10 protein-coding genes and 1 pseudogene are annotated in these 12207 nt (G+C 46.7%); 2 read left to right on the forward strand and 9 right to left on the reverse strand.

All coding sequences use genetic code 11. From position 1 onward, the window contains the following. Positions 1 to 30: 30 nt before the first annotated feature. Positions 31 to 132 carry a cytochrome b6-f complex subunit PetL gene (gene petL, locus JGK14_RS17665; RefSeq protein ID WP_194010188.1) on the reverse strand — a complete coding sequence of 34 codons (102 nt, stop codon included), beginning with the start codon at positions 130 to 132 and terminating at the stop codon, positions 31 to 33. A 78-nt stretch (positions 133 to 210) separates the two neighbouring features. Between petL and aroB the strand changes: the two genes are divergently transcribed. Continuing rightward, positions 211 to 1326: a 3-dehydroquinate synthase gene (gene aroB / locus JGK14_RS17670; RefSeq protein ID WP_293183113.1), complete on the forward strand. Its 1116-nt coding sequence runs from the start codon at positions 211 to 213 to the stop codon at positions 1324 to 1326. A 226-nt stretch (positions 1327 to 1552) separates the two neighbouring features. Here the strand turns inward: aroB and JGK14_RS17675 are convergent, their stop codons facing one another. After that, the gene (locus JGK14_RS17675) at positions 1553 to 2320 is read right to left on the reverse strand and encodes a tetratricopeptide repeat protein (RefSeq protein ID WP_293183115.1); all 768 of its coding nucleotides are present in this window, start codon (positions 2318 to 2320) and stop codon (positions 1553 to 1555) included. 558 nt (positions 2321 to 2878) lie between these two features. Between JGK14_RS17675 and JGK14_RS17680 the strand changes: the two genes are divergently transcribed. Then, positions 2879 to 3724: an SPFH domain-containing protein gene (locus tag JGK14_RS17680; RefSeq protein WP_293157580.1), complete on the forward strand. Its 846-nt coding sequence runs from the start codon at positions 2879 to 2881 to the stop codon at positions 3722 to 3724. Here JGK14_RS17680 and folP read toward each other — a convergent pair. The 7 genes and pseudogenes from folP to JGK14_RS17715 form a co-directional block, all read right to left on the reverse strand. Next, a complete protein-coding gene (gene folP, locus JGK14_RS17685; RefSeq protein WP_325315324.1) occupies positions 3715 to 4584 on the reverse strand; it encodes a dihydropteroate synthase in 870 nt (289 codons plus the stop codon). The two genes, JGK14_RS17680 and folP, sit on opposite strands and share 10 nt — an antisense overlap. A gap of 250 nt (positions 4585 to 4834) precedes the next feature. Beyond that, entirely contained in the window at positions 4835 to 5395 is a 561-nt protein-coding gene (locus tag JGK14_RS17690) for a Uma2 family endonuclease (protein ID WP_325315325.1), read from the reverse strand. Between the two features lie 104 nt (positions 5396 to 5499). Next, the gene (gene tpiA, locus JGK14_RS17695) at positions 5500 to 6225 is read right to left on the reverse strand and encodes a triose-phosphate isomerase (RefSeq protein WP_293183121.1); all 726 of its coding nucleotides are present in this window, start codon (positions 6223 to 6225) and stop codon (positions 5500 to 5502) included. A 68-nt stretch (positions 6226 to 6293) separates the two neighbouring features. After that, positions 6294 to 6479 (reverse strand): PCP reductase family protein, encoded by a 186-nt coding sequence (locus JGK14_RS17700; RefSeq protein WP_293183127.1) that lies wholly within the window; start codon positions 6477 to 6479, stop codon positions 6294 to 6296. 383 nt (positions 6480 to 6862) lie between these two features. After that, positions 6863 to 10156 (reverse strand): GAF domain-containing sensor histidine kinase, encoded by a 3294-nt coding sequence (locus tag JGK14_RS17705; protein WP_325315326.1) that lies wholly within the window; start codon positions 10154 to 10156, stop codon positions 6863 to 6865. 394 nt (positions 10157 to 10550) lie between these two features. Next, positions 10551 to 11930 carry a photosystem II reaction center protein CP43 gene (gene psbC / locus JGK14_RS17710; protein ID WP_293151178.1) on the reverse strand — a complete coding sequence of 460 codons (1380 nt, stop codon included), beginning with the start codon at positions 11928 to 11930 and terminating at the stop codon, positions 10551 to 10553. Positions 11931 to 12086: 156 nt separating this feature from the next. Beyond that, a pseudogene (locus tag JGK14_RS17715) lies at positions 12087 to 12207 on the reverse strand (photosystem II D2 protein (photosystem q(a) protein)); the annotation flags it as partial.

The following is a 12207-nucleotide window of genomic DNA, read 5'->3' on the forward strand; positions in this document are numbered from 1 at the left end:
TTCTCTGGTTCAGACATCTAAATTAACAAACTAGATGAGTTTGACAGCCCGGAGACCAAACATCAGCACTGTCGCCAAGCCAACCATGCCACCGAAAATTCCAAAATAAGCTATTGCTCCGGTAAGACTCATTGCAATTTCTCCAAAATAATCAATAAAAAGACCTATTAAGAACTATAATCTAAAATCTATAATCTAAATTAGATAAATATGCAATCGATAATTAAAGTTGACTTGGGCCCACAATCTTACAATATTTGCGTGCGATCCCCTACGGGGGCTACGCCAACGGGCGGCTTAGACGAGCTCGGTACCCTGATGGGCGATCTAAGTTTGGGCAAAAAAGTTCTTTTGGTCTCAAATCAGTCGATTTTTCGGCACTACGGCGAAAGAGCAACCGCAGCCCTCGAATCGGCTGGTCTAGAAGTCAGTACCTGCATTTTACCACCGGGCGAACAGTACAAAACTTTAAATTCCATCCAGAAGATTTACAATGCGGCTTTGGCTAACCGGTTGGAACGTTCCTCGACAATGGTGGCTTTGGGCGGCGGAGTGGTTGGGGATATGACGGGTTTTGCGGCGGCGACTTGGCTGCGCGGAATTAATGTGGTGCAGGTTCCGACTTCGCTGCTGGCGATGGTTGATGCTTCTATTGGCGGCAAAACGGGGGTCAATCATCCTTCGGGGAAGAATTTAATTGGGGCTTTTCATCAGCCGCGTTTGGTTTTGATTGACCCGGATGTTCTCAAAACTCTGCCGGCGCGCGAGTTTCGTTCGGCGATGGCGGAAGTTATTAAGTACGGGGTGATTTGGGATGCTGAATTGTTCCGGAAGTTGGAAAACTGCAAGCGCTTGGATCAAATGCGCTATGTGAAGGCGGATTTGTTGGCTGAAATTTTGAGCAGGTCTTGCCAAGCTAAGGCTGAGGTGGTAAGCAAGGATGAGAAGGAGTCTGGTTTGCGGGCGATTTTGAATTACGGTCACACGATCGGTCATGCTGTAGAAAGTTTGACTAATTACAAGGTAATTAATCACGGCGAAGGTGTGGCAATTGGTATGGCTGCGTCCAGCCGCTTGGCTGTGGAGTTGGGAATGTGGGATGCTGAGTGCGATCGCCGCCAATCTGCTTTAATTGCCAAAGCTGCTTTACCTGCTAAGTTGCCCGCAGGTGTCGATATTGAGGAGATTTTGAAGACTTTGCAACTGGATAAGAAGGTGCAGGATGGCAAGGTGCGCTTTGTGCTACCGGTGCGCTTGGGTGAGGCCGCTGTGAGCGATCGCGTGGATGGAGATGTAATTTTACAAGTTTTGAAGGAAATGCTTTAGGTTGAGGCTTATCGGCGTGTTTAACCGCCGTTGAAGGCTAATTGATTTCGATCGCCGCCTCTGTTTTTTATCTCTATGTTCGAGCGATCGACTATCGATCTCATATCTGCTTGGATGACCATAATTAAGATTGGTTTGATCGTTCGGACTTTAGTCCTTAGAAGATGCGGACTAAAGTCCGAACGATCAAACCTTTTTTATTTCAGCTATATCGAACATAATGATTTTAAGAGCCGCTCGACTGCGAATTGATTTCCTCCAAAAGTTTATCTACTCTCGTAGCTGCTTGAGTTCTGCCCTGCTTGATAAATAACTCCTTAGCTTTTTTGAGACTGGCTAGGGCCTCTGCTTGGTCTTCCTTCGCCCCTTGCTGGTATAAACCGACTCCTAAATTGTTTAAAGCATCGGGATACTGGCTGTTAATTTTAACGGCTTGTCTCCACAGCACGATCGCCTCGGGCAACTTTCCTTGACTTGCCATCGCCACGCCCAAATCGTTGTGAGCTTTGGCGTGCTGCGGGTTGACTTCAATTGCTTTCTGGTATTGGACGATCGCATCGCTCATTTTACCTTGCCCCGACAGCAGACTTCCCAACTTATAATAAGCATCGGCTTGTTTGGGATAGCGAGCGATTAGTTGTCGGTACAAAACTTCGGCATTGACAATATTTCCTTGACCGTAGAGGTCGTTGGCCGTTCTCAAACCCACCGTGTAACCTTTGCCTACAACTTGGCACTTTTTCTCAGAGTTGCCTTCCTGTTTACAAATCTTAAGTTCGTCTCCCTTCATCTCGTAGGATAGAACTTCGCGAACTGCGGGCCCCCGGCGCGGTGGCTGCAAGTTCTGCGACTGCAAGTTTGGGGCAATTTGCACCGTGGTTGATTCAGCTTGTACGGGTGGGACAACTCCCAATGCCCACATTCCAGCCACCAAAATGCTTGGGCCAATCCAGGTAAAAGGTTTGAAAGGGCGAAACTCTCGATCGTTTTTCATGTCTTTTGTGGAAATGTGTTGTTGATATCCTGGGTTTCACAAAAAAGCTCGGTAAGTGGGAAGCTCAGAGACTTTAGTCCTTCCTAGGAAAACGACCAGGCGATTTCAATCGCATTGAATCCCCTTGCGGGGTAGAGGGGTATGGTTGCCCCTCTGGCGAGGATGGTTGTCCTCAATCTCCCTTTCGGGGTAAAGTTAGCTTCGCCAATGTTATAAAGGCTTGTCAGGCTAGCAGCACTGTCGAGCGTGACTTTAAGGCTGTTTAACTACTAGCGACAGAGCAAGGGACTAGCTTCGCATCCGGTGGGTGTCATGACCTAAATAACGTAGCCAGTTAAGGCTTAGGCTGGTCAGTGCAGCTTGCTTGATTTCTCTTACAAGCTCAGTGGCGTTGATTCCCTGAGTTACTGACTGCTTCGTCAGAGTCCGAACACATGGCGGCCCACCATTGATCTCATTATTAACAGTCGAGATATTTTAGCACTGTGCGGCAGACTTTGAGTTAAATTAGAGTATATTCCCGATCGATTCTCAGTCAACCTTAGCAGGAAAGTAGAAATGGGGCAGTCTATTCTCACCATGCTGTTTGCGCTCATCCTCGGCTACGCTGTTAACTCAAGCGTGAAAATAGTCAGTGGTGGCGACGAAGCTTTAGTCGAACGTTTGGGCCAATACAAGCGCACCCTCAAGCCCGGATTCCACTTTATCAGTCCCCTGATCGAAAAAGTCGTCTGCGTGGACACCAGCCGCGAACGAGTTTTAGATATTAAACCTCAATCAGCAATTACGGGCGATAATGTGGCCCTAGAAGTCGATGCCGTTGTGTATTGGCGGGTTGTGAATTTGCAGAAAGCTTATTATGGAATCGATCAAATTGAAAATGCGATCGCCAACTTAGTTTTAACGACGTTTCGCGCTGAAATTGGTCGATTGCCCATGCAAGACATCTTGGGTTCCCGAGATGACATGAATAAAAAGTTACTCAAGAAGTTGGACGAAGCTACCGAAACTTGGGGCGTCAAAGTAATTCGCGTAGAAATTCAAAGCATTACACCTCCGAAAAGGGTGCAAGAAGCTATGGAATTGGAGCGCGCCACCAAGAGCGAATGGCAAGCAATGGTCAATAAGGCGATCGGCACTAAGGAGTACATGAGGCTCTTAGTTGAAGCTTTAGACTCCCATCCGAACAGCAAGCAAGTTTTGAATTACTTAGTAACTGAAAAATACTTAGACGCTCAACAAAAACTAGGCGAAAGCGACAACGCCAAAATTCTGTTTATGGATCCAAGAAACATGACAGAAGCCCTCAACGAGTTGATGGGTTCCATGCCGGATATCCAGCCGCACGCTCACGGTGGAGAGCGAGAACTCAAACTAATCGACCAATCAACCGCTCAAGATTGATTTCTGAAGATAGCGTCGGCAACCAAACAAACATCGTGCATTTCTCTGACATCGTGAATTCGCAAAATATCTGCCGAATTTGCGATCGCACTTGTACAAGCCGCCGCTGTCCCCCAAATTCTTTGTTTAGCTTCCGGCTGATTCAAAATCTGACCGATGAAGCTTTTGCGCGATACTCCTACTAAAATCGGACAGTCCAAACCCCGGAATTTTGGCAACTGCCGCAGAATTTCCAAGTTTTGATTGTAAGTCTTAGCAAAACCAATACCGGGGTCAATAATTATCTGAGATTTATCAATCCCCGCAGCCACAGCGGCCACAATTCGACTCTCCAAAAAATCCAGAATTTCCCCAATTAAATCCTGATAATCTGTGAGTTTTTGCATCGTCTGGGGAGTTCCCCGAATGTGCATCAAAATTATCGGCACTTGCAACTGAGCAACTGTTGACAGCATTTCCGAGTCAAAAGTTGCTCCCGAAATATCATTGACAATATCAGCCCCCGCCTCAACCGCAGCTTGAGCAACCTGCGCTCTGGTAGTATCGACAGAAATCGGAACTGAGCTAAAAATATCGGCTTTTTGCCTCAGCATTTCTATCACAGGTATAACGCGATCGATCTCTTCTTCTAAGGATATTTCCGCTGCACCGGGCCGGGTAGATTGACCGCCAATATCAATAATATCTACCCCCGATTTTACCATATTTTCAGCTTGCGCTAAAGCTGATTCTATGGTATTGAAATCGCCCCCGTCGCTAAAACTGTCAGGAGTTACGTTCAAAACACCCATCAAATAAGTGCGTTTTCCCCACTCGAAAGTTTTATTTCTAATGATAATTTTGGCTGGGTTATCTGTCATGGCGAGTGAGATTTTAGATTCAAGATTTTAGGTTTGATATCCTGTCCGGTCAATTACCATGAAAAAAACGGTTCGTAGTGTGGAATGCAAGTCCGCAGCAGCCTGAGAGCCGACTTGCATTCCACACTACGAAAAAAACGGTTTGTAGTGTGGAATGCAAGTCCGCAGCCTGAGAGCCGACTTGCATTCCACACTAAAAACCAATCTTAAAAAGCCCCGGTTTCTTAGAGTCTGATGCGTCCAAGATTCTTCAACCAAAACTCAACCAGCTAAAAACACGATCGACCGTCAATTCTAATTCAATTCCATTAATAATTGGCAACCGATCTGTACCTCGGTAAAATTCTACTTTTTGTCCGGGAAATACTGCTAAAATACTTTCTTCCTCAGGATCTAGCAACCAACCCAACTCAGTACCGTGTCGCGAACAGTGCAGCAATTTACCAAGGACTTTTGTTTGGCTTTGGTTTGGGGATAAAATTTCGATCGACCAGTCTGGATTAATTTCAAAGATGTTGGCAATTCTACCCGAAGCCAAAAAAGGAATTCTTTCCCAGCGGAATACTGCGATATCTGGTACGATCGACTTACCGCCAAAAGTGCAGCGCAATTCAGGAAAAGCCTTGGCATTTTTTTGAGTTTGTGCTACTTCATTGATGGTCTTGCAGAGCTCACCTTGAAGTACGCTGTGTTCACCTTGTGGCATGGGCTTCTGAAGGATTTCTCCGTCAATAAATTCTGATGCAGGTTCAGTTTCAGGAAGTTTCAGGAACTCTTCTAAGGCAGGTTTTGGTTTAACGATCGCAATCATAAGTCAATTCTCCCGATCGGACAAACACTTAAAGTATCTCAAGGGCATATCACAATTGTAGGCGATCGCTTTCTCCTTCCCGCTGCCCTTGTTCCACTTACCAGTTATTGATAATTGACAATTCTAGCGAAACTGGCAGCTTCCAAACTAGCACCGCCAACCAAAACCCCGTCAATTTCAGGCATCGCCATAACTTCATCAATATTCTCTCCTTTCACAGAGCCACCGTACTGAATTGGCACGTCAGGATTAGTCAATTTAGAGCGAATCAAACCAATAACTCGGTTAGCTTCCTTCGTTTCGCAAGTGTCGCCAGTGCCGATCGCCCAAATCGGTTCGTAAGCTATTACTAAGTTATCTTGGTCAACACCAACCAAATCCTGCGCTAACTGAGAAAAAATATGAGCTTCCGTTTCCCCGGCATCCCGTTGTTGCTTCGTCTCTCCCACGCACAGAATCGGAATTAAACCGGATTTCTGAGCAGTTGTCAGCCGCCAATTCACCGTTTCGTCGCTTTCCCCAAAATATTGACGGCGCTCGCTGTGCCCGATGATGACGTAGCGCACGCCAAGTTCTGTCAGCATCTGCCCGGAAATTTCACCAGTATAAGCTCCAGACTCTTGCCAGTGGACATTCTGAGCACCGAGTCTAATCCGGCTTCCGTGCAGGTTTTTCGAGAGGACACTCAAATCTGTGAAGGGAACGCAAAGCACGACTTCCCGTTCTTCTGGGGTTTCCGTCAGGCAGGACATGAATCCTTGAAGAAACTCTAGGGATTCTGCCCTAGTTTTGTACATTTTCCAGTTGCCAGCTATAACTATTTTCCGCACTACTTTTTTAAATCCTTGTCCTTACAACGCATTTTATAGTCTAAAGCTTTAGGGTACATTTCGATCCCTCATTGTCCAAACTCGATGCGAGCTTGCTCAACTAAGTCAATGGTGACGACTTCTGTTTCGGCTTCGCGGGCCAATTGCTCGATCCGCACGCGGGCTTGTCCCCGGACAAAATAGGGAATATTTTTTAGCTTGGCCTTAGCTTGGGCCGTCCATTTTAAATCATCTGAGAATTCGGAATCTGGCATGGCGTATCGGGCGATCGACTACAAGCGCTCAGTTCTGTACTTTGACAAAAGTCTGTCTGGCTATTCAATTTACCATGTTTTGGGGCAAACCTATTCTGCGAGCAACGCTTGCGGGCGATCGAACTCTCTTCAACTCGGCGGTTGAAACGCAGACTCTACATCAACAAAGCTAACCTTAGGGTGCGTCACGGGGCCGGAATCCTTGAGCAGGTGACGAAAACATTTAGCCCGCTGACGCACCCTACAATAACTAAGGAATGAGAATTAAATAACTTACAATCTTTATTGTTATTGTGGGATGGACATCCCGCCCGTCCTTTCTGAACGGGCGGGACGCCCATTCCACAAGCTTGTGTAAATTATTTAATTTCCGATCCTAATGACTACTGACTGCTGACTGCTGGCTGATGTCGGATCGGAATCTCGATCGCAAATTCAGTACCCTTACCAGATTCTGAACAGCACTTTAAAACACCGCCGTGTTTCTCTACCACAATTTGGTAACTAATTGACAGTCCCAATCCAGTACCTTTGCCCACTGGCTTAGTCGTGAAAAAAGGGTCAAATATGCGTTCTCTCATCGATTCCGAAATTCCAGAACCGTTGTCAGCAATCCGAATCACCGCGCTCGGAACATTGCCATTAAGTTGACCGACAGCAGTAGAGATTTTAATTTGAGGACTCACTGAATTGCGATCGCTCAACTGGTTCGATTGCAAAGCATCGATCGCATTTCCGATCACATTCATAAACACCTGATTCAACTGTCCAGCATAACACTCAACCAGAGGCAAATTTCCGTACTCCTTAATTAGCAGAATGTTGGCACTGTCCCCATTAGATTTCAGCCTGTGCTGCAAAATTAACAGCGTGCTGTCAATGCCCTCGTGAATATCGACATCCTTCATTTGACTTTCATCCAGACGAGAGAAATTCCTCAAAGACAAAACTATTTGACGAATGCGATCGGCTCCCACCTGCATAGACAATAGCAACTTCGGCAAATCTGACCGCAGAAATTCCAAGTCAATATCTTCTGCCAACTCGCCAATCTCAGGACTAGAATCGGGATATTGCTGCTGGTAAAGTTCCAGCAAACTCAGCAAATTTTTAGTATAATCAGTAGCGTGATTGAGATTGCCGTAAATAAAATTAACTGGATTGTTAATTTCGTGAGCAATACCCGCCACCAGTTGCCCCAAACCAGACATTTTTTCAGTCTGAATCAATTGAGCTTGAGTTTGCTGCAAGTCTTTGAAATTTTGAGCTATTTGTGCTGATTGACCTCTCGTTTCCTCCAGCAAATCGGCTTGTTGGATAGCTACGCCTAACTGATTGGCAATCTGAGCTAAAAACTTAACTTCTGAACTTTCCCAACAGCGCGGCCCACAATGTTCGTAGGCTGCCAACAAACCCCAAAGTTCTTGTCCTACAAAAATTGGCGCGATCGCATATGCCTGCACCTGAAAATGCTCTAAAATAGTGAAGTTACACTCCGAGTGACAAGCTTGATAGATATCGTCAACGACTAGAATCTCATTATTGAGATACCTACCACCTCGGTGTTCCTGCAAATAACTATTTTCCCAAACCGTATTGATATCTTCCCCTACCAATCTGATCCAACCGTCTTTCACAAACTCGGCAACATATTTTCCGCTCCAATCAGAATTAAAGCGATATACAGCAATTCTATCAACCTGCATAAACTGACAAACTTCTTGAGTTGCCGTCTTAAAAATTGCATTAATATCGAGAGATTCTCGAATCTTTGCTACCACTTCAAATAGTATCCGCTGCTGTTCAGTAGCTTGCTGCAAATCAACAGCTTGCTGCTGAGTTTGAGCGAGCAAATCCGCTTGTTCTAGTGCGATACTTAACTGGGCAGAAACTTGAGTGAGAAACTGAATTTCGGAAGATTCCCAGTTGCGGGGATCCGAACACTGATGCACGCATAGCAGCCCCCAAAGCTCGCTGCCTTTCATCACCGGTGCAACTAAAGTCGCTTTGATCTGAAATTGCTCCAATACTTTCCGAAAGCAATCTTGTAATCCGGCTTGTCTGATGTCTGCCAATGCGTGTACTCGCCCCTGAGAGTAAAGATTGGCGTAGTTTTCTCCAAAACAGCGATCGTTTACTCGGACTGCCATTGCCGATCTAAAATCTGGAAAAACATCTTCGGCAACGAATTCCCCGTCGTTAAATTCCGATGCGGGATCGAAACGGTAAACCCCAACGCGATCGGCATTTAAAGCCCGTCGCACTTCCTGGGACATCGTGGTAAAAATATCGTTCAAGTCGAGAGATTTCCGCATTTTAGCCACCACTTCAAACAGCACTAGCTGCTGTTGGGTCAACTGTTGCATTTGATCGGTACGTTTTTGAACTTTATTTTCTAAATTAGCGTTAAGTGCCTCTATTTCTTGGTATAGTTGGTATTGGTTAATTACCTGAGAAAAATGGCTAGCAAAAGCTTGTAATAATTCAATTTCTTCAGCATTCCATTCGCGAATCTGGGCTGTTTTTGACTCTTTCCACGCTTCAAAAGATATCCGAGATTGAGCGAGTCGCCCGTCGGCATCTAATTGTCCTGCCCAGAGAGTTTCGGTGTCAAATTCTTCTCTAAAAATGCTCAAGTAACCGAATATTTGCTGCCTGGTTCTGAGTGGTGCGATTAAAATGCTGCGGATTTTTGTCGATCGAAATGCAGGTTGCAGGCTTCTCAAACTGCTAATTTTGTACAAGTCGGGAATTGCCCAAACCTGTTGCTCGCTGGAGTTAAAATATTCGTGCCAGACGCTGTATAGCTCTATCTGCTGGTATTTGGCAGAAATAGGCATTCTCGGGCCTGAGCCACAAGTGTAGACTTTGAGTGCCTCTGTGGAATTGTCCGAGTAGGGTAGTAAACTCGTGAGATTGTTGCTGTGGAAAATGCAAAGCCTGCCGCCTACGGCCTCTAGTGCAGCTACACATTCTGCCAAAGCTGCTTGCAGTTCGATCGCGGGCTGGGAGTGCAGGGCTGCGGCGACGCGGTTGACGGCAGCTTCACGCTCAGCTTTGGCCTTGGTTCGGGAGAGGAGGGTTGATTGGGCGATCGCGACGGCGAGGTGATCTGCCACCATCTGAACGTCTTGCAGTTCCTCCTCTGCGACACTCCGGGACTGGGAGTGGTGAGATACCAACAACCCCCACAATTCTTGGTCGTGAAAAATTGGTACTACCAAGGAAGCTTTAACGCCGAGTGCAGTTAAGTATTCAGCGTGGCAGGGGTCGATCGCCCGAAAGCGCACTTCATCGGGCAGCATTTGATCGGAAACCTCGTCGCGGCGGGGACTTTGGCCTAGCAACCCGGAATCGATATCGACGATCGATCGCACCTGTACTTGGGCGAACAGTTCGCGGGCGTGAGGGGGAATATCGTCTGCTGGAAAATGCAGCCCCAATAATGATGGCAAGCGTTTGCCGTTAATTGATTCAGCAATCACTTCACCGCTGCCATCGCTATGAAATTTATAGATTTTTACCCTGTCTGTTCCCAAGAACGATTGAAGTTCCGCTGCTGTGGCGCTGAGAATTTCTGGCAATTCTAGAGAGCGGCGAATGCGGTTGGCGATGCGATCGAGTAAATTTGCTCGATCGTAAATCACCTGGACATTTTCGAGCTTTAATGAGTCCATTCTTAATTTTTTGCTTTCCCAGCAATAATAGTAATTGGCTAAAAAGTTTTGTGCGTGTTATCAATTTTTGAAAGCACAGGCATTTAATAAAAGTAGATTAGTTTTGCACAGCTAAGGATCTACCTTCAAACTGCAACTTCCTATTGCTATTGTCAATTTTGTGTGATTAAAACTTTTGTACCTTAATTAAATATAAACTTTGTAGAGCCGGCCTGCAAGTTCTTTACCCGAACTCATCAAAATAGTCAAGTCTCAAGAATTGTGGAGTAATTCAGAGAAAGGCTTAACATCGATCGCAACGCCACTTTTTCGAGATATTGGCTTAAAAAAAAGCTCCTGCCGTTAAGCAGGAGCTTTTTTTGATTAGACAATCACATCAGCACAAGGCCGATGATTAGTCCAAATCAGGCATAGAAAGAACCGCTTCATTTTCGCGATTGATACCTTTTTCAAAGCCAGCGACAGCCGCGCGAGCGCGACCAGCGTGCCACAAGTGGCCGATCAAGAAGAAGAAACCCATCACAAAGTGGAAACAGGCCAACCAAGAACGGGGAGAAGTATAGTTAAAGGCGTTAACTTCAGTTGCCAAGCCGCCCACAGAGTTCAAAGAACCCAAAGGAGCGTGAGTCATGTACTCAGCAGCGCGGCGAGCTTGCCAAGGCTGAATATCATTCTTGATTTTGTTCAAGTCCAAACCGTTAGTACCGCGTAAGGGTTCCAACCAAGGGCCTTGGAAATCCCAGAAACGCATCGTTTCACCACCGAAAATGATTTCGCCAGTAGGAGAGCGCATCAGGTATTTACCCAGACCGGTAGGGCCTTGTGCAGAACCGACGTTAGCACCCAAGCGTTGGTCGCGGATCAGGAAGGTCAAAGCTTGTGCTTGAGAAGCTTCCGGGCCCGTCGGGCCGTAAAATTCGCTAGGGTAAGCAGTATTGTTGAACCAGACAAAGCAGCAAGCGATGAAGCCCATGAGGGACAAAGCGCCCAAGCTGTAGGACAGGTAAGCTTCGCCAGACCAGATTAAGGCGCGACGAGCCCAGCCGAAAGGCTTGGTCAAAATGTGCCAAACACCACCAGAGATACAAATCAGGCCAAGCCAGATGTGACCGCCGATGATGTCTTCCATGTTGTTAACGCTGAGCAGCCAGCCTTCGCCACCAAAAGGAGCGCGAACCAAGTACCCAAAAATCACAGCGGGGTTGAGGGTTGGGTTCGTGATAATACGCACGTCGCCGCCGCCCGGAGCCCAAGTGTCATAGACACCGCCGAAGAACATGGCCTTAGCAACCAGCAGCAAGCAACCGCCACCCAATAAAATCAGGTGATAGCCGATGATGTTGGTCATCTGGTTCTTGTCTTTCCAGTCGTAGCCGAAGAAGTTCGAGTATTCTTCGAGAACTTCTGGGCCGCGAACGGCGTGATAAATGCCGCCCAAACCGAGAACCGCAGAGGAAATCAAGTGCAGAACGCCGACTACGAAGAACGGGAAGATATCTGTAACTTCACCGCCGGGGCCGACGCCCCAACCCAAAGTAGCGACGTGGGGCATCAAGATTAAGCCCTGTTCGTACATTGGTTTTTCTGGGATAAAGTGAGCGACTTCAAACAAAGTCATTGCTCCAGCCCAGAACACAATCAAACCAGCGTGAGCGACGTGGGCGCCCAGCAGTTTGCCTGAGAGATTGATCAAACGAGCGTTGCCTGACCACCAAGCGAATCCGGAGGATTCTTGGTCGCGACCGCTTGCATAGGAATTAGAGAGCGTTACCACGCGGTAGAACCTCCAACGATGTTAGTTTTTGGATTTCGGTTTTTTTGTTCTCCGGGTGACCGCAGGAGCACTGCGTCCACCCGGTGAATAGGAATTTGGATTTCTAGTTTGAATTTAAAAAACATAAATTAAGCTGAAATCCAAATCCTGATTTTTTTAAAGTGCGTTACCGCGAGGCAGAACTTCTTCAGGGAAGATGAAGTTTTCGTGGGGTTGGTCGGTCGGAGCCATCCAAGCACGAATGCCTTCGTTAAGCAGAATGTTCTTAGTGTAGAAC

The sequence above is a fragment of the Microcoleus sp. PH2017_28_MFU_U_A genome (assembly GCF_020738035.1).
Classification (GTDB): domain Bacteria; phylum Cyanobacteriota; class Cyanobacteriia; order Cyanobacteriales; family Microcoleaceae; genus Microcoleus.